The following is a 22,894-nucleotide window of genomic DNA, read 5'->3' as shown; positions in this document are numbered from 1 at the left end:
AAAATCCCGGACACAAGGCCCGGGATTATCAACGGCAAGATGCGTTATTTTTTCAGTTCGGCCAGACCCAGCCAAGTTTGAACAACGGTATCAGGGTTCAACGACAGGCTGTCGATCCCTTCGTCCATCAACCAGGCGGCAAAGTCTTCGTGATCGGACGGCCCCTGGCCACAGATCCCCACATATTTGCCCTGTTTCTTCGCCGCGCGAATCGCCATCGACAGCAGCGCTTTCACCGCGTCGTTGCGCTCATCGAACAGTGCCGAAACCACGCCAGAGTCACGGTCAAGACCCAGTGCGAGCTGCGTCATGTCGTTGGAACCGATAGAGAAACCATCGAAATGCTCGAGGAACTGTTCGGCTAACAAGGCGTTAGATGGGATTTCGCACATCATAATGATCTTCAGACCATTTTCGCCGCGCTTGAGCCCCTGACGCGCCAGTTCATCGACAACCGCTTTCGCTTGGTCGACGGTACGTACGAACGGCACCATAATCTCAACGTTGGTCAGACCCATCTCGTTACGTACGCGTTTCACCGCGTCACACTCCAGCGCAAAGCAGTCGCGGAAGCTATCAGACACGTAACGACCTGCGCCACGGAAGCCGAGCATTGGGTTCTCTTCTTCCGGCTCATAGCGCTCGCCGCCCACCAGGTTGGCGTATTCATTAGATTTGAAATCCGAGAGGCGCACAATGACGCGTTTCGGATAGAATGCCGCGCCGAGCGTGGCAATCCCTTCGGTCAGGCGGCCAACGTAAAACTCTTTCGGCGAGTCAAAACCTTTCATCATCTCGCGGATTTCGTTTTGCAGCTTAGGTTCCTGGTCATCAAATTCCAGCAACGCACGTGGGTGTACGCCAATCATCCGGTTGATAATGAATTCCAGACGCGCTAGACCGACGCCTTCGTTTGGCAGACAGGCGAAGTCAAACGCACGGTCCGGGTTACCGACGTTCATCATGATTTTCAACGGCAGATCCGGCATGGTATCGACGCTGGAACTGTTGATGCTAAAGTCCAGCAGGTCGGCGTAGACATAGCCAGTGTCACCTTCGGCGCAGGAAACGGTAACCTGTTCGTCATCCTTCATGCGCTCGGTGGCATCACCACAGCCTACGACGGCTGGAATGCCCAGTTCACGCGCGATAATCGCCGCGTGACAGGTACGCCCACCACGGTTAGTGACGATGGCTGCCGCTTTTTTCATGATCGGTTCCCAATCGGGGTCGGTCATGTCGGTCACCAGTACATCACCCGGCTGGATCCGATTCATTTCACTGATATCGTGGATCACCTTCACGCTACCCGCACCAATGCGGTGGCCGATAGCGCGGCCCTCAGAGACAATGCGCCCCTGAGAATGCAGCGTATAGCGCTCCATTACCTGCCCACGCGAACGTACGGTTTCTGGACGCGCCTGAACGATAAACAGCTTGCCAGTGTGACCGTCTTTAGCCCACTCGATGTCCATTGGACGACCGTAGTGCTGCTCAATCTGTACGGCCTGCTTCGCCAGCTCTTGGATTTCGTCGTTGGTCAACGAGAAAATGTCACACTGCGCCTGCGGTACGTCTTCAATACGTACCTGCTTGCCGTGCTCTTGGGTCGGTGCGTACACCATACGAATTTTTTTCGAGCCCATCGTGCGACGCACAATAGCCGGGCGACCGGCGGCAAGCGTCGGCTTGTGCACATAAAACTCATCCGGGTTCACAGCGCCCTGCACCACCATCTCGCCCAGTCCCCACGCGGAGGTAATAAATACCACCTGATCGAAGCCGGATTCGGTATCGATGGAGAACATCACGCCGGAGGATGCGAGGTCGGAACGCACCATCAGCTGAACGCCCGCCGACAGCGCAACGCCGCGGTGGTCATAGCCTTGGTGAACACGATAGGAGATCGCGCGGTCGTTAAACAGTGAAGCAAATACGTGCTTCACGGCGACCAGCACTGCATCAAAGCCGTGGACGTTTAGGAAGGTTTCCTGCTGTCCCGCAAAGGAGGCATCCGGCATATCTTCTGCGGTGGCTGAGGAGCGCACGGCAAAAGAGGCATTGGCATTGTCTGCCGCCAGCTGGTTATATGCCTCGTGAATAGCCTGTTCCAGTTCGCTCTGGAAAGGAGTGTCGATGATCCATTGGCGGATCTGCGCGCCGGCTTTCGCCAGGGCGGTAACGTCGTCAATATCGGTGTTATCCAACAGCTGATAAATCTGCTGGTTCACGCCGCTCTGGTCGAGGAACTGATTAAACGCATCGGCAGTGGTGGCAAATCCGTTAGGTACTGAAACTCCCATCCCGGACAGATTCGTAATCATTTCACCCAAGGAGGCATTTTTGCCTCCAACTCTGTCTACATCATTCATGCCGAGTTGGTTATACCAAAGCACCAGCGGTGACGAGCCATTGTTGGACATCGAGACAATCCTTTTTTGATTAAAGAAGCAGTGATAAGTAACGACTGACTACTCAAAATATCCTCGCATATTTAAACTGCTGAAAAAAACGGTGAATCGTGTAAGCAAATTATTTTTTTACTTTTTAGGATTGATTCCATGTAATTCATAACCTACTGATTAAGCTAAAAAGCCACAATAACCGACGGTCTATTGGCGATAAGATAAAAATGAAATGGGTATTTCATTAAAAATAAAAATACCATTTCATTTTTAATTTAACGACAAGCATCATCCGGTTGTGTTTAAATTTAATTTACGCTTTCAGGCAATTAACGGGGAAAGGCAAAATGGAAAACTCAGTCGATCGTCAGGTATTTTATATTTCCGACGGCACCGCCATTACGGCGGAGGTTCTCGGCCACGCGGTGATGTCACAATTCCCGGTGGCGATAAACAGCATTACATTGCCGTTTATTGAAAGCGAAAGCCGGGCGAAGGCGGTAAAGGAGCAGATCGACGCAATTTATCAGCAATCCGGTGTGCGCCCGTTAGTTTTCTACTCCATCGTTATTCCTGAAATTCGTCACATTATTCTGCAATGTGAGGGATTTTGTCAGGATATCGTGCAAGCGCTGGTCGCTCCGTTACAGGAAGAGTTAAAGCTTGAGCCCACCCCTATTGCCCACCGCACCCACGGCTTAACGCCGGGTAATCTCACTAAGTACGATGCGCGTATCGCCGCTATTGATTACACCTTGGCGCACGACGATGGTATTTCACTGCGTAACCTTGATCAGGCCCAGGTGATTTTGCTTGGCGTTTCGCGCTGTGGGAAAACGCCCACCAGCCTTTATCTGGCAATGCAGTTTGGCATTCGCGCCGCCAACTACCCGTTTATTGCCGACGACATGGATAACCTTGTGCTGCCCGCGTCGCTAAAACCACTGCAGCATAAGCTATTTGGCCTAACCATCAACGCCGAGCGTCTGGCAGCCATCCGCGAAGAAAGACGTGAGAACAGTCGCTATGCTTCAATGCGTCAGTGCCGGATGGAAGTTGCCGAAGTGGAGGCGCTGTATCGCAGAAACCAGATCCCGTGGATTAACAGCACCAATTACTCGGTGGAAGAAATTGCTACTAAAATCATGGATATTATGGGATTGAGTCGGAGAATGTACTAATACACTAGTACAATACATCGAATTTGTTTATCATGTCAGTGTGATTGAGCGCACATTACGCTCCGCGCTTGAATTCAGCGGAGATTGGTTTATCGTGATGTGCATCACTTCCCAGCATATTGGCTGGCGAAGCAACAAATTTCTGAGACTTCCATGAATAAGACCGATGAATTGCGTACTGCTCGAATTGAGAGCCTGATTACGCCTGCTGAACTTGCTGAGCGCCACCCGGTATCGCCGGACGTTGCGGCGCACGTTACCGCCTCACGCCGTCGAATTGAAAAGATCCTCAACGGTGAAGATCACCGCCTGCTGGCGATCGTGGGCCCCTGCTCTATCCACGATCTTGATGCTGCCATCGATTACGCTCGCCGTTTGCAGGTACTGCGTGACAAGCATCAGGGTGAGTTGGAAATCGTGATGCGCACCTATTTTGAAAAACCGCGCACGGTCGTGGGCTGGAAAGGTTTAATTTCCGATCCGGATCTCAACGGCAGTTACCGCGTTAATCACGGTATTGAGCAGGCACGCAAACTGCTGCTGCAGGTGAATACGCTGGGTGTTCCGACTGCTACCGAATTCCTCGATATGGTGACCGGTCAGTTTATCGCCGATCTCATTAGCTGGGGCGCTATTGGCGCGCGAACCACTGAAAGCCAGATTCACCGTGAAATGGCGTCGGCGCTTTCTTGTCCAGTCGGTTTTAAAAACGGCACCGATGGCAATACGCGCATTGCGGTTGACGCCATTCGCGCTTCTCGCGCCAGTCACATGTTCTTGTCGCCGGATAAAAATGGCCAGATGACCATTTACCAGACCAGCGGTAACCCATACGGGCATATCATCATGCGTGGTGGTAAAAAACCGAACTACCATGCCAACGATATTGCCGCAGCCTGCGATACGCTGCACGAGTTCGATTTGCCTGAGCATCTGGTGGTTGATTTCAGCCACGGGAACTGTCAGAAACAGCATCGTCGCCAGTTGGAAGTATGTGACGATATTTGCCAGCAGATCCGCAACGGCTCGACGGCCATTGCCGGTATTATGGCTGAAAGTTTCCTGCGTGAAGGCACGCAGAAAATTGTCGCCGACCAACCGCTCACCTACGGCCAATCAATTACCGATCCTTGTCTGAGCTGGGAAGATACCGAACTGCTGTTGGAAAAATTAGCAGCCGCTGTAGCAACCCGCCTGTAATATCTCCGCCCGCCGCAAAACGGCGGGCGTTTTATTTCTCTGTTGATTTTATTAAATAAATCTTGCGGTCAATACATTTAATATTGATAATGCTTATCATTGTTACATTGATTTGCATTATAGATATGTCGCTAATGGATACCTGCGCAGAAATAGAAAACCAAAAGGATAATACCCCTCGCCCTCTTTCCAGCGATCGCCGGATCGACAGCCAAACGCTGTTGGGTCAGGAAGGTCGTGTGATTATCGAACACGGTGAACAACAATATCTGCTGCGACAAACTCAGGCAGGCAAACTTATTTTAACGAAATAGCTGCACCACCAGAAACGGCAGCGCAGCCTTTAAAGCACTAGCTCGAACAGCTGATTTCGAGATGTTTACCCCAATCAGGCGGACGACGACTGTAGTCGTCCTGACGGTCAGACCACGGCGAGCGCAGTGCCTCGTGCAACCGATACAATTCCTGGTAGTCGCCCTGCTCAGCCTGTTCAATCGCTCGTTGGGCCAGCCAGTTACGTAAAACGATTGCCGGATTCGCGAGCTTCATCGCCTGTTGGCGCTGGGCATCATCAATCTGCTCTTGCTGAAGACGCGAGCGGTATTGAGTAAACCAGCTATCAAAAGCGGCCCGGTCGATAAACTCATCGCGCAGCGGCGAGGATGCATCGTGCTGTTCGGTTTCACTCAGCAGACGAAATGTACGAGTGTAATCACTGCTCTCTCGCTTCATCAATGCATACAAGCCGTTCAGCAGGTCGTTATCTGAAGATTCGTCACTAAAGAGCCCCAATTTCTTACGCATCCGCTGGCCATACTCGCGGAACAGCGTCTGCTGATAGCTATCTAGCGCCGAATTAAGAGCATCGACCTCAATCAGCGCCGACAGCGACTGCGCGAGGCACTGTAAATTCCACAAACCGATGGCTGGCTGATTATCAAAGCGGTAGCGCCCCTGATGGTCCGAATGATTGCAGATAAACTCCGGCTGGTAATCATCAAGGAAGGCAAATGGACCGTAGTCGAGCGTCAGCCCGAGAATGGACATGTTATCGGTATTCATCACGCCATGCGCGAAACCGACCGTTTGCCAGCGAGCAATCATCTGCGCCGTACGCGTCACCACATCATGGAACCACAGCGCGTAACGCTCTGGCTCATCCTGCAAATGCGGCCAATGGTGGCGTATCGTGTAGTCAGCAAGCTGACGAACTTTGTCCATATCACGACGATAATAGAAATGCTCAAAATGACCGAAGCGAATATGGCTTTCAGCAATACGCATCAGCATCGCGCCGGACTCAACGGTTTCGCGTTGAATTGGCGTATCGCTGGTGACAATCGCCAACGCACGCGTACCCGGAATGCCCAGATAGTGCATCGCTTCAGAAGCTAGGCTTTCACGCAGCGTGGAGCGCAACACGGCACGACCGTCACCCATACGCGAATATGGCGTCAGCCCCGCACCTTTAAGATGCCAGTCAACCGTTTTGCCGTTTTCCAACTGCTGTTCACCCAGCAGAATACCGCGACCGTCGCCCAGTTGACCTGCCCAGACGCCGAACTGATGACCGCTATAGACCTGCGCCAGCGGCGACATCCCCGGCAACAACTGTTCGCCACCCCAAACGCCAGCCCCCTTTTCGGGAGTAAAAAGCGCAGCCGGGATTGCTAACTCATCGGCAAGCGGCGCGTTATGCCAGATCACTCGGGCATTATGTAGCGGTGTCGGCTGCCGCGGACTATAAAATCCTGGCAGCTCGTCGCGCCAGCGGGTGTTAAATGACAGGTTCATGGTTCCTCCTGCCCGTAGTGTATTGGGTTACGGTAGGATAAACACCCGAGGAAACGCAGGGTTATTGTTGTACTAATGTTATTAATGACGATTCCGGCACCACCGGCCACAAGCTTCCCAACATGCCGCTAAAACCAAAGGACTCTACGCGCTGTCGAAGAGTGTCGTCATCAATACCGGAAATCATAATCGCCCGGCAATAGGGCTGAATTTGGCTAACAATAGCGCGTAGAAACGGCTCAAGGGAGGCCGATTTTGCTTGGCGTTGCACAAAGTTCCTATCCAACACCACTCGGCTAAAGAGGCCAGCAAAGACCGCTTTGGTTGAGGCATCTCCGGAGCCAAAATCACTCAATACCAGCGGGAATCGCTGACAAAGTTTGGCGAGCGGGTGATGTTCATCAATTTGATTAAGTCCTGGAAAACCTTCGCTAACCGCCAGTTCCAGAAAAGAAAAACGTTCGACGCTGGCTGCGAGCTCATCCTGGGTCAGCAGTGCTTCTACCACCCCGGGGGAAACGGTGACCCATGCTTTCAGCCCATGCTGGAGAAAAAACAGCTGGCAGGTTGTGAGCAACTGCAGCTTTTCCTGAAATAAGGTAATTTCTTCTTGCGCGGTAAGGCGTGGCAGAACGAGGCTTGTCGGAATACGAACGTGATTATTAACACCGCTAAACTGGCTGACCACTTTCAGGCCAACGAGTTTATCCCCACTATTCCTGGCAGGGAGAAAAAACAACTGAGAACAATACGTATTATCCAGCGATACAATCATTGCGACTGCCCTTCACCAAAAGTCATGTCCGGGTTCCTGAAGTCACAAAGCGAAAACCTACGGTAATAGATGATGTGCTTATTCCTTTCATCGGTTCCTTGTTATTCCATTTGTCCGTCACTGGAACGTAACGATTGTAATCGAAACTAATGGATTAACACAATCAACCTTAAGTTCCACAAAATTGTTAAACAAAATGAGAATATCGGCGGAAATTTAATTTAAATTAAATAATATACGTAAAAAAAGGAGGCGAATCGCCTCCTGTTGTTTTGTTTAAATTCGTCGGGCCTGCCAAAAATTCTTTTGCCAGTAGACGTTATCGAGCGAGGATCGCGTCACACCTTGACTGGTTGAAGCATGGATAAACTGATTGTCGGTATCGTAGATGCCTACATGCAGGCCGCTTTCACCAGCACCTGTCTTGAAGAACACCAAATCGCCGGGCAGGAGATCGCCTTTATCTATTTCGGTACCTATTTTTGCCTGCTGCCGAGTTTCCCTTGGAAGACGCATTTCAAATTTATCGCGGAAAGTCACCAGCACAAACGCGGAACAATCGACGCCGCGACGATTCATGCCGCCATAACGATAAGGTGCACCGCGCCAGTGTTGTAGCTGATCGTTTAAGCTAGCAATCACGGTAATAGAATCCGCAAGCCGGGGATTCGGCGGTGGCGGACGATGACTACTACAGCCCGCAAGAATGAATGCCACGAGAAGGAGAGTCCAGAAACGCATATCCAGCGCATCCTCAATTTTTATAATCAGCCACCAAATTATATCGATAAGCGATCGACTGGCAAGCAATGACCATCGTTGGTGGCGGAATATGGACTATTTTTCACTGCCATCGTCATAAACAAGCCATTGATGGCCCGCTATTTCCAGTTTCTGGAAAGTCATATTATAAGCGGCGGCTAAATTTTCCGGTCGCAATACTTCATCTGTACAACCGCTAGCAATCAACCGCCCTGCGCATAATAACCATACACGGTTGGCATGACGCAACGTGTAGTTGAGGTCATGGCTGCTCATCACTATCGTCACGCCCGCAGCACGAACCTCGGCCAGCAGCTTATCCAGCGCCGTCTGCTGGGCGACATCAAGGCTATTCATGGGCTCATCAAGTAACAGAAGCTGGCCTTGGTTATTATCCCATGGGGAAATTTGTAAGATCACCGCGGCAAGCCTGACGCGCTGCCATTCGCCGCCGGAGAGTTGGCTGACGTTACGCCCAAGCTTATTTTCAAGCCCGAGCGCTTCGATCACGTGCCCGGTAAATGTCGAGCGTTGATTATCGTGCTGATGCAGCATCAGGAACTGCCAGACCGGCATGGCAAACGGAGGCGTCTGATGTTGAGAAAGATAGGCCCGATGACGCGCCAACTCGCTGGCGGTCCACCCATCCAGCGTTTCCCCGTTGAGAGTTACCCGCCCTTTACCCCGGCTCAGCCCGGCCATTCTGGCTAAGAGCGTGCTCTTTCCCGCCCCATTGGGCCCGACGAGATGAATAATCTCACCGCGACCAACATCAACGCTAACACCCTGTAGCCGAGCGCTTTCGCTAACGTCCTGAAGCTGCATCAGAGGAATCATGACTGAGCGAGAGCCTGCTTAATGGCAGCCATCAGCGTTGGGTCATCCGGCGTCATGTCAGGTGAGAAACGGCTGATAACCTCGCCGTCACGCCCAATTAAGAACTTCTCAAAATTCCACAGGATATCGCCCGGTTGCGCGGGTGCACGCCCTTTGCTGGCCATACGCTCATAGAAGCCACTACCGTCAGGCGCAATGGCGTTCGGCGCGAGGCGAGTCAGCAAGCCATACAGTGGGTGACGTCCTTCGCCGTTAACCTCAATTTTGCTAAACAGCGGGAACGTGACGCCATAGGTCGTACTGCAGAAGGTTTTGATCTCATCCGCACTGCCCGGTTCCTGCCCTAAAAACTGGTTGCAAGGGAAGCCCAACACGGTAAAGCCCTCGCCCTGTAGCGACGTTTGCAAGGCTTCCAGTTGCTCATACTGTGGTGTCAGGCCACACTTAGAAGCTACGTTTACAATCAGCAGCACGTTGCCTTTGTAGCCTTCTAGGGTGGTGTTTTCACCGTCAATGGTGGTGACTGGGGTGTTCAAAATCGTGGTTTGCATAGCATCCTCTTTTCAGGTTAAGCCGGGTCTATCGCCCGGACTTTAATAGTAACCAGATAAATACCGGCGCGCCTAGCGTCGCCGTCACAACACCTATCGGCAGCTCTGCGGCAGACAGCGCCAGTCGCGCGATAATATCGGCAAACAGGAGCGTACTGGCACCGGCTAACGCGCTGGCTGGCAACAACACGCGGTGGTCGGTCAATCCGCATAGCCGCAGCATATGTGGCACCACCAGCCCAATAAAACCGATCGCCCCGGCCAACGCCACGCTCACGCCCACCAGCCAGCCGGTCGCCATCACCAGCAGCTTACGCCATAGCGCAATGGGAACACCCAACTGGCGAGCGGAAGTTTCGCCCAGCGCCAGCAGATTGAGCGGTTGCGATTGCAGGCCAATCCAAACCATCACGGGCAATAGCGCCACCATCAGCCACAGCTGTTGCCAATCAACACCGCCAAACCCGCCCATCATCCAATACATCAGTTGGCGCAAGTCGAACGACGTCGAGAAATAAACCGCCCAGGTCATCAATGCACTACATATAATCCCCAGCGCAACACCCGCCAGCAGCAAACGACTGGTGGACAGATGCCGGCGCGCAAAGCGCATCAAAATGGCCGTGATAAACAATGCTCCGGCTATTGCCGCTAGCCCCGCAGCCCAGTTGGGCAAAGCGCCCTGACCCAGCATGATGACTGCAATAAGCCCCACGCCGGCGCCATTCGACACGCCGAGCAGACCGGGCTCCGCGAGCGGATTTTCAAACAGGGCCTGCATCACTGCGCCACAAAGCGCGAGAGAGGCACCAACCAGCATGACGGCAACGGTGCGCGGCAAACGGATCTGCCAGATAAAGAGTTGTCCCTTGGCGCTAAACCACTCCCCCGGAGCAATCCATTGATCGCCCGCGCAAAGGCCGATGACCAGCATAAACAGGAGTACCAGCGTCAGTGCGACAAGCCAGCGGCGGTTTCGCCTTTGCTGTTGATGTACGTAGAGCTGCATAATTATCCGTAAGCTCGTAGAGAAGCTTTTGATTTTACGGTGGATGCGGCACCTAAGAAAAGAAAAAGGCCGCGAATGCGGCCTTTTTAGTTAGTTCAGATTACTCTTCTTTGGGTGTTGCGTTTTCGACCCGGCTTTTTAACTTCTGGCCAGGTCTGAAGGTCACCACACGCCGGGCTGTAATGGGAATATCTTCACCCGTTTTTGGGTTACGTCCCGGGCGTTGATTTTTATCACGCAAATCAAAGTTACCAAAACCGGATAGCTTCACCTGCTCGCCGTTTTCCAGAGCGCGACGGATCTCCTCAAAAAACAGTTCTACCAGTTCTTTGGCATCCCGCTTGCTAAGCCCAAGCTTATCAAACAGATATTCTGACATTTCAGCTTTTGTAAGCGCCATAGGTTCAATCCCTCAATGATGCCTGGAATCGCTCTTTTAATGCCTCTACACATTTGGCGACGGTAGCGGCAATCTCCTCTTCTTCGAGTGTACGGCTGGTATCTTGTAAAATCAGGCTGATAGCAAGGCTCTTCGAGCCCTCCGCAACACCCTTACCGCGGTACACGTCAAATAAGTTTACGCCAACTATCTGATTTACGCCAACTTTCTTACATTCGTTTAAAACATCAGCGGCAGGCACGTTTTCAGCAACGACAACCGCGATATCGCGACGGTTAGCCGGGAAGCGAGAAATGTCCTGAGCCTGAGGAACCACGCGGTCTGCAAGCTTGCTCCACTCAATTTCGAATGCCAGCGTACGGCCGTTCAGATCCAGTTTACGCTCAAGTTCAGGGTGAATAACACCAATGAAACCAATGCGTTCACCTTTCAGATAAATCGCCGCAGACTGCCCCGGATGCAGCGCCGGGTTGGCTTCTGCTTTAAATTGAATTTCAGACAATTTACCGGTCAGCTCGAGAACTGATTCCAGATCGCCCTTCATATCATAGAAATCAACGGTCTCTTTTGCCAGGTTCCAGTGTTCTTCATAGCGGTTGCCGCAGATAAGACCACCCAGCATCACGTCCTGACGGATACCCAGCGGCGCTTGCGTATCCGGAACAAAACGCAGACCGGTTTCGAAAATACGTACACGGTTTTGCTGGCGGTTCTGGTTGTATACCGCGGTCGCCAACAGGCCTGTCAGCAGGGACAGACGCATTGCGGACATTTCGCTAGAGATTGGGCTTGGCAGGATCAGTGCTTCTTCGCCCGGATGAACCCATTGCTGGACTTTCGGATCAACGAAGCTATAGGTGATCACCTCCTGATAGCCTTTATCGTTCAGCATCGATTTCACGCGCTTCAGAGACAGGTTGGCTTCTTTATGGCTACCCATTACCAGGCCTGCCTGCACTGGCTCGTTTGGAATGCTGTTGTAGCCATAAATACGGGCCACTTCTTCAACCAAGTCTTCTTCGATGGCGATATCGAAACGCCAACTTGGCGCAACAGCCTGCCACTCATCGGTGCCAGCGGTCACTTCGCAGCCCAGACGGGTCAGGATATCGGTCACCTGATCGTCAGCGATGTGATGGCCAATCAGGCGGTCCAGTTTGCTACGGCGCAGCGTAATGGTGGCACGCTGCGGCAGAGTCGCTTCACTGGTGACATCGATGATTGGGCCAGCTTCGCCGCCGCACAGGTCCAGCAGCAGAGCGGTCGCACGTTCCATCGCCTTATATTGCAACGCCGGATCCACGCCGCGCTCATAGCGGTGAGAGGCATCGGTGTGCAGACCATAGCGGCGCGCGCGGCCGGTAATAGACAGCGGGCTGAAGAACGCAGACTCCAGAAGAACGTTCTGGGTTTCATCATTCACGCCAGAGTGTTCGCCACCAAAGATACCTGCCATCGCCAGCGCTTTATTGTGGTCGGCAATGACCAGCGTCTCAGCGCTGAGCTTCGCTTCGGTACCGTCCAGCAACACTAGGGTTTCCCCTTCTTTTGCCATACGGACATTGATCCCGCCTTCAATGCGATCTTTATCGAACGCATGCATCGGTTGACCCAGTTCCAGCAGCACGTAGTTGGTCACGTCAACCACCGCATCGATAGAGCGAATGCCGCAGCGACGCAGCTTCTCTTTCATCCACAGTGGCGTTGGTGCCTTAACGTTAATTCCTTTAACCACACGGCCCAGGTAACGAGGACAAGCATCGGCGGCTTCCACATCAATTGGCAGCACATCAGAAATAGTCGCCGCAACGGGCGCGATTTCTGGTGCGTTCAGCGGCAGCTGGTTCAGTACCGCAACATCACGTGCTACACCGATGATACCTAAGCAATCGGCGCGGTTTGGCGTCACGCTAATTTCGATGGTGTTGTCATCAAGCTTCAAGTATTCACGGATATCGGTGCCCAGTGGCGCATCGGCCGGCAGTTCAATGATGCCGTCATGATCATCGGAAATTCCCAGCTCGGAGAACGAGCACAGCATCCCTTCCGATGGCTCACCGCGCAGTTTTGCAGCTTTAATTTTAAAATCACCTGGCAGCACAGCGCCGATAGTCGCTACTGCGACTTTCAGCCCCTGACGGCAGTTTGGCGCACCGCAAACGATATCCAGCAGACGCTCGCCGCCGACGTTGATTTTTGTCACGCGCAGTTTATCGGCATTCGGATGCTGGCCACATTCCACCACTTCACCGACGACCACACCGTTGAAGCTGCCGGCAACGGTTTCTACACCGTCAACTTCCAGACCCGCCATGGTGATTTGCCCTGACAGCGCTTCGCTATCAATGGCTGGATTGACCCATTCGCGTAACCACAGTTCACTGAATTTCATTGTTTTTTCCTGCCCTTATTTAAACTGTTTGAGGAAACGCAGATCGTTTTCGAAGAACGCACGTAAATCGGTGACGCCGTAACGCAGCATGGTCAGACGCTCCATGCCCATACCAAAGGCGAAGCCGGAGTATACTTCCGGGTCAATACCGACGTTGCGCAGAACATTCGGGTGCACCATGCCGCAACCCAGAACTTCCAACCATTTACCGTTTTTGCCCATCACATCGACTTCAGCAGACGGTTCGGTGAACGGGAAGTAGGATGGACGGAAACGAATTTGCAGATCTTCCTCGAAGAAGTTGCGCAGGAAATCGTGAATAGTCCCCTTCAGGTTGGTAAAGCTGATGTTTTTATCAACAATCAGGCCTTCCATCTGGTGGAACATTGGGGTGTGCGTCTGGTCGTAGTCGTTACGATATACGCGGCCTGGCGCGATAATACGGATTGGCGGCTCTTGGCCATTCATGGTGCGGATCTGCACGCCTGAGGTCTGGGTGCGCAGCAGGCGCGTAGCATCAAACCAGAAAGTGTCGTGGTCAGCACGTGCCGGGTGGTGTGCCGGAATATTCAGCGCATCGAAGTTGTGATAGTCATCTTCGATTTCCGGGCCCGTCGCAACGGTAAAACCGAGCTCACCGAAGAAACTTTCAATACGGTCGATGGTACGGGTAACCGGGTGCAGGCCACCGTTTTCAATACGACGACCCGGCAGCGAGATATCGATAGTCTCCGCAGCCAGACGCGCATTCAGTGCCGCGCTTTCAAGGTTCGCTTTACGCGCATTCAGCGCTTGTTGTACCTGCTCTTTCGCTTCGTTAATCACCGCACCGGCTGCTGGACGCTCTTCCGGCGGCAGCTCGCGCAGGGTGGTCATTTGAAGGGTCAGGTGCCCTTTCTTACCCAAATATTCGACGCGGACGTTGTCTAACGCGGCAACATCTGAAGCCTGGTTAATGGCGGCCGTTGCACTGGCAACCAGCTCTGCGAGATGTGACATGGTTTTCCTCGTTATGTGGCGATATTCGTAAGCGTCATAAACAAAAAAAGCCTCCATCAGGAGGCTTTCTGGCGCTGTTTTCCGTTTCTTCTTTCACGCGCAAGCCTCCTGGTTTCAGGTGCTAAAGTAAAAAAAGAAGCGGAAAATAGCAGCATTCATGCTTGCGTTACCTTGTGTGGTAAAGATCGTAGAACCTTTATTGAAAGGGCTACGGGAATAAATGTCAACGTATTGATGCAGTTGAAATGAAAAGAGGGAGACTAGCTCCCTCTTCCAACTGGCTTACGCCAGTGCTGCTTTCGCTTTTTCAACTAACGCGGTGAACGCGATTTTGTCGAATACTGCGATGTCAGCCAGGATCTTACGGTCGATTTCAACAGAGGCTTTTTTCAGGCCATTGATGAATTTGCTGTAAGAAATACCGTTCTGACGTGCTGCTGCGTTGATACGCGCAATCCACAGTTGACGGAACTGACGCTTTTTCTGACGACGGTCACGATAAGCGTACTGACCTGCTTTGATAACAGCCTGGAAGGCAACGCGGTATACGCGAGAACGCGCACCGTAGTAGCCTTTAGCTTGTTTCAAAATTTTCTTGTGACGTGCACGGGCAACTACACCACGTTTTACGCGAGCCATATGTGCTCTCCTGTATCTATTCTAATTAAAAAGTTAAAAGTTAAACGACTTATGCGTACGGCAGGCACGCGATTACCAGGCCCAGATCGCCTTTGGAAACCATGGCTTTTGGACGCAGGTGACGTTTACGCTTGGTAGCTTTCTTAGTCAGAATGTGACGCAGGTTAGCGCGCTTGTGCTTAAAACCACCTTTACCGGTTTTTTTGAAGCGCTTAGCAGCACCGCGTACGGTCTTAATTTTTGGCATTTTAATAACTTCCACTTCGCATTGTTAATAAACGAAACATAGGCGAACAACACCTGTGAAGCCCGAAGGCTCCACAGACATTGCTACTTGAAGGCCTTACTGTTTCTTCTTAGGAGCGAGCACCATGATCATCTGGCGGCCTTCGATCTTCGTTGGGAAGGATTCGACTACTGCCAGTTCACTCAGATCGTCACGGACGCGCGTGAGCACTTCCATACCAATCTGTTGGTGGGCCATCTCACGACCGCGGAAACGCAGTGTGATCTTGGCCTTATCGCCCTCTTCGAGAAAGCGTACCAGGCTGCGGAGTTTTACCTGGTAGTCGCCATCATCGGTACCAGGACGGAATTTGATTTCCTTAACCTGGATAACTTTTTGCTTTTTCTTCTGTTCCTTAGAAGACTTACTTTTTTCATAAAGGAACTTGCCGTAGTCCATGATACGACAAACTGGCGGTTCGGCGTTAGGGCTGATTTCAACTAAATCTACTCCAGCTTCTTCAGCCTTTTCGATTGCTTCTCTCAGACTCACAATACCCAAAGCTTCGCCTTCCAGACCTGTTAAGCGAACTTCTAGGGCGCGAATCTCGCCATTGATACGATTCGGACGTGCCGTTTGAACTCGTTTTCCGCCTTTAATACCTTATTCCTCCAGTTGTTTTAGACTGCGGCTGCGAATCTCTTGTTGCAGCTTCTCGATAACTTCATTTACGTCCAGGCTGCCCAAGTCTTTGCCACGACGGGTACGCACGGCAACTTTGCCTGCTTCTACCTCTTTGTCGCCACAGACCAACATGTAAGGGACACGACGTAAAGTGTGCTCGCGGATTTTAAAGCCAATCTTCTCATTTCTCAAGTCTGCTTTTACACGAATACCCGCATTTTGCAGTTTACGAGTCAATTCGTTGACATATTCAGACTGAGAATCAGTGATATTCATAACCACAACCTGCACTGGTGCAATCCAGGTTGGGAAGAAACCGGCAAATTCTTCGGTCAGGATGCCAATGAAGCGCTCCAGTGAACCCAGAATTGCGCGGTGAATCATCACCGGTACCTGACGTTCGTTGTTTTCGCCAATATAAGAGGCGCTCAGACGAGACGGCAGAGAGAAGTCTAACTGTACAGTACCGCACTGCCATGCACGATCGAGGCAGTCATAAAGGGTAAATTCAATTTTCGGACCGTAGAAGGCACCTTCTCCCAGTTGATATTCAAACGGGATATTGTTTTCTTCCAGCGCCACAGCCAAATCGGCCTCAGCACGGTCCCATGTTTCATCGCTACCGATACGTTTTTCCGGACGCGTTGAAAGTTTGACCACGATTTTTTCGAAACCGAAAGTGCTGTACATATCATAGACTAAACGAATACATGCGTTCACTTCATCACGCACCTGCTCTTCAGTACAGAAGATATGGGCGTCATCTTGAGTAAACCCACGTACGCGCATGAGGCCATGCAGAGCACCTGACGGTTCGTTACGGTGGCAGCTACCGAACTCGGCCATACGAAGCGGCAGATCACGGTAGGATTTCAGACCTTGGTTGAAGATCTGTACGTGCCCTGGGCAGTTCATCGGTTTGATGCAGTATTCACGGTTCTCTGAAGAAGTAGTGAACATTGCGTCTTTATAGTTATCCCAGTGACCGGTTTTTTCCCACAGCACGCGGTCCATCATGAATGGACCTTTTACTTCCTGGTACTGGTACTCTTTGAGCTTGGAACGCACAAAGGTTTCCAGTTCACGGAAAATTGTCCAGCCGTCATTGTGCCAGAACACCATGCCCGGCGCTTCTTCCTGCATATGATACAGGTCGAGCTGCTTACCAATTTTACGGTGGTCGCGTTTTGCCGCTTCTTCCAGTCGCAGCAGGTAGGCATTGAGGGCTTTTTTATCGCCCCATGCGGTACCGTAAATACGCTGCAACATCTTGTTATTGCTATCGCCGCGCCAGTAAGCGCCAGCGGTTTTCATCAGCTTGAAGTTGTGACAAAAACGCATGTTCGGCACGTGCGGACCACGGCACATGTCGACGTATTCTTCGTGATGGTACAAGCCAGGCTTGTCATCATGCGAAATATTTTCATCAAGAATAGAAACCTTGTAGGTTTCACCACGAGAAACGAAGGTGTCGCGGGCTTCATGCCAGCTCACTTTCTTCTTGATAACATCGTAGTTTTTCTCGGCGAGCTCATGCATACGTTTTTCGAGCGCGTCGATGTCTTCCTGGGTCAGCGTATGGTCAAGATCAACGTCATAATAGAAGCCGTTGTCGATAACCGGGCCGATCGCCATTTTGGTGTTTGGCCAAAGCTGTTTAATCGCATGGCCAAGCAGGTGTGCGCTTGAGTGACGAATGATTTCAATACCATCTTCATCTTTTACGGTGATGAGAGACAGTGTTGCATCGTTTTCAATCAGATCGGAAGCATCAACCAGCTCGCCGTTCACGCGTCCAGCAATGGTAGCTTTGGCAAGACCAGGGCCAATATCCAGAGCAACATCCATTGGGCTAACGGCATGGTCGTAATGGCGTTGGCTGCCATCAGGAAGGGTAATTACAGGCATTTAATGTCCTTATTTGCAGTGGTGCCCCACACGAAAGAGCACATACAAAATTAAATTATTTAAAAATATCAGATGGTTAAATGCGTTTCTGAGCTTCACTCTGCTAAGTGTGTACTTTGTATGGATAAAATCCAAACGTACCCGCATTAACTGTCTGATACCGAGCCACCAGTGTACACGCCATGGACTTGTCAGAAAAGCGTGAATTCAGTATGAGAACTGATGCTCTATCCTACCGGTTACAAATGATGCAGATCCCCTTGCTTATCCAAGATGCTGAGAAATATAAGGGAGGAGCTCGGTATGATATTTAAATTTTTAACGCTAGAAGCGGTACTTCACGCCTATCTGCCCCATCGTATCGCTGTACCCCTTATCACCGACGCGGACGCCAACGCCGCCCCAAAGATTAACGCGTTGGGTAACAACACCTTCAACACCCGCTTTCATTTCAGCCATGTTGCGCGCGCCGCTCTGATAATCGCTAACACCGTTCATTCTCGTACCAAACGCATTCGTGTTATGTAGCCAGTTAGCTTCAACAAAAGGTGAAAACTCACGGTCCTTATTGTCATCAAGGTGGCTATGACCGCGTATAAACAGCCGCGCGCCAAGCCGTGTTTGTACATTATCCTGACCAATACTTTGCACCTGAGTACCATTAACTTCCGTCACGTTATCTGCATTAACGCCCATATAGACGAGCTGAGCCTGCGGCTGGAGGTACAAAGCGCTGCGAGGAGAGTCGGTGAGTTGCCATGCATAGCCGGATTCTATCGACCACGTGAATCCTTTACTATCATAGTCTTCCGAGGGCAAACCCTGTCCGTTAACACTATTGTTGAACCAGCTGTAAACACCCCAAGTATCAACATAAAGACCCGTCTGCTTCGTGGCATTTTGGTACCAGGTCGCATAGATGCCCGCACTGTAGCCGTCAACCGAGCCACGCGAACTGTAGCCCTGAGGATTGGCCGTTGAATGGCTGCTGACATTGCCGTATCCGGCCATCATGCCTGCATTCCAGTGGTCTTCACCGTTGAAGGAACCCTGTACCAGAGAGCCGCCAAGCTGGACAACATATCGGTTTGCGATCGTATCTAACTGGTCGCTGCTATCACTAAAACGGGTATGCCCACCGCTTTGTCGCAGCCACAGCGAGGGCGAAGCGTTTGGACCATTTTGCGGATCGACATACGTTGCCCCGCCTTCCCGATCGTTCAGCTGATGAATGAACAATGTATTCGCTGCAGCCTGATTGGCGGTATAGCTGGCTAATTCTGGACGGTAGGCAGGGACTTCGGGAGCTACACTAATCGATGTTCCTTGTGGCGTGTAAAAACTGGTTAAATACCAGTTCTTATCTTTGGTTCCCGCGCCTCGGCGCAAGAAGTAATCATATGCGCCAGCAACAATACGCCCTCCTTGGATAAAATTCGCATTTGACTGTCCGGCAACGCTAATCACTTCGATGCCTTCTATTGTCTTCGCCCCTGTCCCTCCAGTATTGGTGACGTACACATTGCTACTGCCACTACTGTCGCCAGCAATTGACAATAGATCCGTGGTTGAGCTGTCATCTCCTAACGTGGTATTCAAATTAATCACACTATTTGAACCGCCTTGATAATCACCGCTAACCGTTAATACGCTGCCTGCGCGAGTATGACTCCGGCTAAGGGACACGATTCCGTTATTCGTCAGGCTGCCGTTAACACTGAGCTGGCTGGGATCAGACATGAGCGCGGTAGATGCGAGTGAACCCACCGTTAGCGCTGCACCATCACCGATTTGCACATTCCCCAGCTCACCCTCACCGGAAACAAGCGTTCCATTTTGCGCAATAAGGGAGCCGCCAAGCGCGCCATCTACGTTCAGATTTCCTGCGCTTAAGGTTAAAACGCCAGAGTATCCGCTGCTGTCCGCATTCAATAATGTCTGTTTGCCCGCACTCATCGACAGATTTCCCGCCCCGGCAAGAGCGCCGCTCAACGTAGCCACCGATCCATTTGCCGCCACAAATTGTCCGCCACCCATACTGACATTAATCAGGCGGGATATAGTCAGGTCTTGGGTAGTGTTTAGCGTACCGCCGTCGAAAGTCAGCGCGCCATCTATGCTCCCCAAATTACTGTCCTGCGAAATCTGCACCGCGCCCGCTTTTAAGGTTGTGCCACCGCTATAGGTATTATTGCCCGCCAATACCAGCACGCCCTCCCCCGTTTTGACTAAGCTTCCGCCAGTTTGGTTACTCTTTATCATGACATTCGAATCGGTATAGTGCTTACGTACAACAGCATTCATTCCGTCAGAAATCACACCTGAAACGGTTGACGACAGATTCAAACTGCCCACGGTGAGGGTATTTGCGCCAAGATAAACGTTCCCGGCACCAGACAGCGCGCCCAAGGTGACGTCACTAGAAGCATTGGCGATATCTAATACTCCCCCAGCATTGTTGACGACCGTTGCGCTCCCAGTATTCCCTAATGTACTAAAGACCGTATATCCGCCGCTGTTATTGGTTATCGAGGCCGTTCCTGCGGTGGAATTGCCGTAGAAGCCCGTCATACCCTGAATATCATTCGTGATATTTGCTTGCCCAGCAGATGCATTGACGCTAAACGAGGTAGACGCTTCATGACTGTTATTGATAACAGACTGCGCGGCATTCGCCGTGTTAGAAAAGGCCACGCCAGCATCAGAAAATGTGTTTAGGATTGAGTCTATGCCTTTGACATTCATGGTGGCGCTACCTGCCGTCGCGTTAGCGAAAAAGATCATATAGTTTGAGAGTAAACCGGGCCGACTGCCGGTAAGAACGCCGGTAAGATTGTAGGTGGTGTTCCCTGCCGAGGCAGTATCAAAAAAACTCAGATTGCCCTTACCATTCAATGTCACATTGTCGGCTGTGATCAGTGTATTCCCGGTGATAAATAACCCAGCACCGTTGATGGTGGCGTTATCGCCAGCACCGGGGACACGCCCTACGCTCCATCGCGATGTGTCCGTCCATGTCCCACCAGAGGTTCCATTCCAAGAGATATCCGCAGAAAATGAAGGCGCGGACAAAACAATTAATGCTGAGATTGATAACCTTTTAGCATTCATGAATAAGCAAAACCTTAGCCGGTCTAATTTTTAATCATTATATATCAACCAAAGCGGAGCCTATGGCGCGAAGCCAGTTAATGTAGAAATTTGAGAGGACGCGCGATAAACCGGCGATGTCGTGTGCATTGAAGGCCGGTTTTCAGGAGGAAGACTCACTTCATAGCAGGTTGATAACGTATCAGATGAGCTTACCTGTCATCAGGATAGAATAAACGCCTTATCGCCCTCGTTCGTCCCTACGGAAATTTTTACCCGAACTTCTGGTACACTGTGTCCACGCTTGAAGAAAAGGACCTGACCATGCCGACAAATCGATTTGCCAAAAAACACTGGAAAATGGTGCTGGTGCTAATAGTCATCTGTGGGGCAATGCTGTTACTACGATGGGCGGCGATGATATGGGGGTAATTCACCCGATGACAAATATTTGATAATTAAAATACAAGATAAGTTATTGCCTGAGCATCAAAACACATACAAAAAATGCTTTTCATTTATGTTCATTGACAATATGTGCGGGGGAAGTTTATTGAAGCTGACGATTTAATGACAAAAACTGAAGGTTTTTATTTAAGAAAAGAATAATAGCAGCAAGAAAAACCGGTACCACTCTACCCGGTTTTCTCTGCCGGTATTAATAATCAATAGAAAATCAAATTATTACAGCACAGAAATATTAGGACCAGCCGCCCGCAACCAGAGTGTGAACGTTAAATGCGTCGTCCATAGATTGACCGGTAGACTGAGAGCCGGGAGCGATGTTAGAACCAGCTTCAACGTCATAGGCGCTGGAGATACCAACGTGCTGCGTCGTAGTTACGTTTGTAGAACTGGCAGGCTGTGTTGCAGGTTCAGCGGCGAATACGCCGAAAGAAAGTGCTGACAGCAGAATAGCTGCAGATGCGATTTTGATATTTTTCATAATGTTTATTCTCTGACTAGATTAAGACTTCTAAACACGAAGGCATCATATTGCCCTTGAACATAGTCTAGATCCAGATCACACTTTTGGCTAGTCAAAATATTTAGCTATTCGTGTCAAATTTACTGAATATATGTCAGAAGGGCGGAATGTGGAGATATTATGAAGAATATGTATTTTCAATTAAAATAAAACAGTGGTTATATTTAATAATAACACGAAACGATAAATATCAGAACACAGGCCGGGTATTCCCGGCCTGTGAAATATTACATGGTATAACCCAGAGTCAGCGACGTGCGGCGGTCGGTATGATTCGGCGCCGTTGCCGGTGGTTCAGAGTTCCAGGTCACGTTATAAGCGACCTTCAAGCCAAAATGCTCGTTGATCGCCACGTTCAAAGCGGTCTCCGAGTTCACCGTAGTATCGTCTGCACCCAGTACAGAAACACCTTGAGTGAATTTGGTGGTATCCGTCATCTGCCAAGCGTAAGCGCCAGAAGCGTAACCCAGCGGTTGCGTCTCCGAATTGCCATCTGTGTACTCATCGTAACGTACACCCGGACCGAATTCGAAACGCAGGCTGTGAATTGGGCCGTTCAGGAACTGATGACCGTAACCTGCGGTAAACACGTCGCGTTCATGGTAGCCGTTATAGCGGTCGGTCAACCAGCTCGCCTGACCAAACAGGTAGTCACGGCTCGTCATGTTGTAACGGCTACGTCCACCGACTGAATATTTTTCAGAGGAACGGTCATCATTAGCGGAGGTGTTGCTAGCAGTGCCCCACAGGGACCATGCCGTCGACTCGCCGTACCATGTCAGCGTGGAATCAGCCGTGGCCGAAGAGCTTTTAGTATTGCCTGATTGCGCGAGGTAGCCCGCATTAACATCGCCTTCAAAAGGCTTCTTAGCGGTAGTTGGGTCATCCATGACAGTAAAAACGGTATCACTGGCGGTTGCATACGCAGACGCAAACACGCCCCCCAGCAGCACAACCGCTACCGGTACTGTCTTCAAAAGCTTCATTTATTAAGAGTCCGTACAACAAAAAAGGAGACGATTTCGTCCCGGAAACTTTCGCGAGGATCAACGAC

22 protein-coding genes and 1 other annotated feature are annotated in these 22,894 nt (G+C 51.0%); of the genes, 4 read left to right on the top strand and 18 right to left on the bottom strand.

Annotated elements, in window-relative coordinates:
* Positions 1-44: 44 nt before the first annotated feature.
* Complete coding sequence (ppsA, locus tag AB4K05_RS15485) at positions 45-2,423, bottom strand: phosphoenolpyruvate synthase (protein WP_368480819.1); 2,379 nt, start codon at positions 2,421-2,423, stop codon at positions 45-47.
* 329 nt (positions 2,424-2,752) lie between these two features.
* Here ppsA and AB4K05_RS15480 point away from each other — a divergent pair, with 329 nt between their 5' ends.
* From AB4K05_RS15480 to hemP, 3 genes are all read left to right on the top strand, one after another.
* Complete coding sequence (locus AB4K05_RS15480) at positions 2,753-3,586, top strand: pyruvate, water dikinase regulatory protein (protein WP_368480818.1); 834 nt, start codon at positions 2,753-2,755, stop codon at positions 3,584-3,586.
* Positions 3,587-3,739: 153 nt separating this feature from the next.
* On the top strand, positions 3,740-4,786 hold the full coding sequence (gene aroH / locus AB4K05_RS15475) for a 3-deoxy-7-phosphoheptulonate synthase AroH (protein ID WP_368480817.1): 1,047 nt from the start codon (positions 3,740-3,742) through the stop codon (positions 4,784-4,786).
* Between the two features lie 89 nt (positions 4,787-4,875).
* The gene (hemP, locus tag AB4K05_RS15470; protein ID WP_368480816.1) at positions 4,876-5,100 is read left to right on the top strand and encodes a hemin uptake protein HemP; all 225 of its coding nucleotides are present in this window, start codon (positions 4,876-4,878) and stop codon (positions 5,098-5,100) included.
* A gap of 37 nt (positions 5,101-5,137) precedes the next feature.
* Here hemP and selO read toward each other — a convergent pair whose 3' ends face one another.
* The 15 genes from selO to AB4K05_RS15395 all read right to left on the bottom strand — a co-directional run bounded on the left by selO (position 5,138) and on the right by AB4K05_RS15395 (position 20,873).
* Positions 5,138-6,580: a protein adenylyltransferase SelO gene (gene selO / locus AB4K05_RS15465; protein WP_368480815.1), complete on the bottom strand. Its 1,443-nt coding sequence runs from the start codon at positions 6,578-6,580 to the stop codon at positions 5,138-5,140.
* Between the two features lie 61 nt (positions 6,581-6,641).
* Positions 6,642-7,355 carry an EAL domain-containing protein gene (locus AB4K05_RS15460; RefSeq protein WP_368480814.1) on the bottom strand — a complete coding sequence of 238 codons (714 nt, stop codon included), beginning with the start codon at positions 7,353-7,355 and terminating at the stop codon, positions 6,642-6,644.
* A gap of 276 nt (positions 7,356-7,631) precedes the next feature.
* Positions 7,632-8,096, bottom strand: a complete 465-nt coding sequence (locus AB4K05_RS15455; protein ID WP_368480813.1) for an NlpC/P60 family protein — start codon at positions 8,094-8,096, stop codon at positions 7,632-7,634.
* A 96-nt stretch (positions 8,097-8,192) separates the two neighbouring features.
* Positions 8,193-8,954, bottom strand: a complete 762-nt coding sequence (gene btuD, locus AB4K05_RS15450; RefSeq protein ID WP_368480812.1) for a vitamin B12 ABC transporter ATP-binding protein BtuD — start codon at positions 8,952-8,954, stop codon at positions 8,193-8,195.
* Positions 8,951-9,505 (bottom strand): glutathione peroxidase, encoded by a 555-nt coding sequence (locus AB4K05_RS15445; protein WP_368480811.1) that lies wholly within the window; start codon positions 9,503-9,505, stop codon positions 8,951-8,953. The genes btuD and AB4K05_RS15445 overlap by 4 nt, the downstream gene beginning before the upstream one ends.
* A gap of 28 nt (positions 9,506-9,533) precedes the next feature.
* Positions 9,534-10,514, bottom strand: coding sequence for a vitamin B12 ABC transporter permease BtuC (gene btuC, locus AB4K05_RS15440; protein ID WP_368480810.1), 981 nt, complete (start codon positions 10,512-10,514; stop codon positions 9,534-9,536).
* A gap of 100 nt (positions 10,515-10,614) precedes the next feature.
* Entirely contained in the window at positions 10,615-10,914 is a 300-nt protein-coding gene (gene ihfA, locus AB4K05_RS15435) for an integration host factor subunit alpha (RefSeq protein WP_003030571.1), read from the bottom strand.
* A gap of 4 nt (positions 10,915-10,918) precedes the next feature.
* The gene (gene pheT, locus AB4K05_RS15430; protein ID WP_368480809.1) at positions 10,919-13,306 is read right to left on the bottom strand and encodes a phenylalanine--tRNA ligase subunit beta; all 2,388 of its coding nucleotides are present in this window, start codon (positions 13,304-13,306) and stop codon (positions 10,919-10,921) included.
* Between the two features lie 15 nt (positions 13,307-13,321).
* Positions 13,322-14,305, bottom strand: coding sequence for a phenylalanine--tRNA ligase subunit alpha (gene pheS / locus AB4K05_RS15425; RefSeq protein WP_368480808.1), 984 nt, complete (start codon positions 14,303-14,305; stop codon positions 13,322-13,324).
* Between the two features lie 40 nt (positions 14,306-14,345).
* Positions 14,346-14,469, bottom strand: a sequence feature (Phe leader region).
* Positions 14,420-14,464: a pheST operon leader peptide PheM gene (pheM, locus tag AB4K05_RS15420; protein WP_001386830.1), complete on the bottom strand. Its 45-nt coding sequence runs from the start codon at positions 14,462-14,464 to the stop codon at positions 14,420-14,422. It overlaps the preceding feature by 45 nt.
* 118 nt (positions 14,470-14,587) lie before the next feature.
* Positions 14,588-14,944, bottom strand: coding sequence for a 50S ribosomal protein L20 (rplT, locus tag AB4K05_RS15415; RefSeq protein WP_052284424.1), 357 nt, complete (start codon positions 14,942-14,944; stop codon positions 14,588-14,590).
* A 49-nt stretch (positions 14,945-14,993) separates the two neighbouring features.
* Positions 14,994-15,191, bottom strand: coding sequence for a 50S ribosomal protein L35 (gene rpmI, locus AB4K05_RS15410; RefSeq protein WP_012017121.1), 198 nt, complete (start codon positions 15,189-15,191; stop codon positions 14,994-14,996).
* 96 nt (positions 15,192-15,287) lie between these two features.
* Positions 15,288-15,830, bottom strand: coding sequence for a translation initiation factor IF-3 (infC, locus tag AB4K05_RS15405; protein WP_071830666.1), 543 nt, complete (start codon positions 15,828-15,830; stop codon positions 15,288-15,290).
* Positions 15,831-15,833: 3 nt separating this feature from the next.
* A complete protein-coding gene (gene thrS, locus AB4K05_RS15400; RefSeq protein WP_368480807.1) occupies positions 15,834-17,762 on the bottom strand; it encodes a threonine--tRNA ligase in 1,929 nt (642 codons plus the stop codon).
* A 324-nt stretch (positions 17,763-18,086) separates the two neighbouring features.
* Positions 18,087-20,873: an autotransporter outer membrane beta-barrel domain-containing protein gene (locus tag AB4K05_RS15395; protein ID WP_368480806.1), complete on the bottom strand. Its 2,787-nt coding sequence runs from the start codon at positions 20,871-20,873 to the stop codon at positions 18,087-18,089.
* A 303-nt stretch (positions 20,874-21,176) separates the two neighbouring features.
* Between AB4K05_RS15395 and yniD the strand changes: the two genes are divergently transcribed.
* Positions 21,177-21,284, top strand: coding sequence for a small membrane protein YniD (yniD, locus tag AB4K05_RS15390; RefSeq protein ID WP_368480805.1), 108 nt, complete (start codon positions 21,177-21,179; stop codon positions 21,282-21,284).
* 268 nt (positions 21,285-21,552) lie between these two features.
* Here yniD and AB4K05_RS15385 read toward each other — a convergent pair whose 3' ends face one another.
* Complete coding sequence (locus tag AB4K05_RS15385; RefSeq protein WP_368480804.1) at positions 21,553-21,798, bottom strand: hypothetical protein; 246 nt, start codon at positions 21,796-21,798, stop codon at positions 21,553-21,555.
* A 269-nt stretch (positions 21,799-22,067) separates the two neighbouring features.
* A complete protein-coding gene (locus AB4K05_RS15380) occupies positions 22,068-22,826 on the bottom strand; it encodes a YdiY family protein (protein ID WP_368480803.1) in 759 nt (252 codons plus the stop codon).
* Between the last annotated feature and the right edge of the window lie 68 nt (positions 22,827-22,894).

The organism is Kluyvera sp. STS39-E, from assembly GCF_040932435.1.
Lineage (GTDB): Bacteria > Pseudomonadota > Gammaproteobacteria > Enterobacterales > Enterobacteriaceae > Kluyvera.
This window is presented reverse-complemented; position numbering and strand designations above follow the sequence as displayed.

Excerpts from the sequence above, each read along its gene's own strand:
- ppsA (WP_368480819.1), bottom strand. The coding sequence starts at position 2,423 with ATGTCCAACAATGGCTCGTCACCGCTGGTGCTTTGGTATAACCAACTC.
- AB4K05_RS15480 (WP_368480818.1), top strand. The coding sequence starts at position 2,753 with ATGGAAAACTCAGTCGATCGTCAGGTATTTTATATTTCCGACGGCACC.
- aroH (WP_368480817.1), top strand. The coding sequence starts at position 3,740 with ATGAATAAGACCGATGAATTGCGTACTGCTCGAATTGAGAGCCTGATT.
- hemP (WP_368480816.1), top strand. The coding sequence starts at position 4,876 with ATGCTTATCATTGTTACATTGATTTGCATTATAGATATGTCGCTAATG.
- selO (WP_368480815.1), bottom strand. The coding sequence starts at position 6,580 with ATGAACCTGTCATTTAACACCCGCTGGCGCGACGAGCTGCCAGGATTT.
- AB4K05_RS15460 (WP_368480814.1), bottom strand. The coding sequence starts at position 7,355 with ATGATTGTATCGCTGGATAATACGTATTGTTCTCAGTTGTTTTTTCTC.
- AB4K05_RS15455 (WP_368480813.1), bottom strand. The coding sequence starts at position 8,096 with ATGCGTTTCTGGACTCTCCTTCTCGTGGCATTCATTCTTGCGGGCTGT.
- btuD (WP_368480812.1), bottom strand. The coding sequence starts at position 8,954 with ATGATTCCTCTGATGCAGCTTCAGGACGTTAGCGAAAGCGCTCGGCTA.
- AB4K05_RS15445 (WP_368480811.1), bottom strand. The coding sequence starts at position 9,505 with ATGCAAACCACGATTTTGAACACCCCAGTCACCACCATTGACGGTGAA.
- btuC (WP_368480810.1), bottom strand. The coding sequence starts at position 10,514 with ATGCAGCTCTACGTACATCAACAGCAAAGGCGAAACCGCCGCTGGCTT.
- ihfA (WP_003030571.1), bottom strand. The coding sequence starts at position 10,914 with ATGGCGCTTACAAAAGCTGAAATGTCAGAATATCTGTTTGATAAGCTT.
- pheT (WP_368480809.1), bottom strand. The coding sequence starts at position 13,306 with ATGAAATTCAGTGAACTGTGGTTACGCGAATGGGTCAATCCAGCCATT.
- pheS (WP_368480808.1), bottom strand. The coding sequence starts at position 14,305 with ATGTCACATCTCGCAGAGCTGGTTGCCAGTGCAACGGCCGCCATTAAC.
- rplT (WP_052284424.1), bottom strand. The coding sequence starts at position 14,944 with ATGGCTCGCGTAAAACGTGGTGTAGTTGCCCGTGCACGTCACAAGAAA.
- rpmI (WP_012017121.1), bottom strand. The coding sequence starts at position 15,191 with ATGCCAAAAATTAAGACCGTACGCGGTGCTGCTAAGCGCTTCAAAAAA.
- thrS (WP_368480807.1), bottom strand. The coding sequence starts at position 17,762 with ATGCCTGTAATTACCCTTCCTGATGGCAGCCAACGCCATTACGACCAT.
- AB4K05_RS15395 (WP_368480806.1), bottom strand. The coding sequence starts at position 20,873 with ATGAATGCTAAAAGGTTATCAATCTCAGCATTAATTGTTTTGTCCGCG.
- yniD (WP_368480805.1), top strand. The coding sequence starts at position 21,177 with ATGCCGACAAATCGATTTGCCAAAAAACACTGGAAAATGGTGCTGGTG.
- AB4K05_RS15385 (WP_368480804.1), bottom strand. The coding sequence starts at position 21,798 with ATGAAAAATATCAAAATCGCATCTGCAGCTATTCTGCTGTCAGCACTT.
- AB4K05_RS15380 (WP_368480803.1), bottom strand. The coding sequence starts at position 22,826 with ATGAAGCTTTTGAAGACAGTACCGGTAGCGGTTGTGCTGCTGGGGGGC.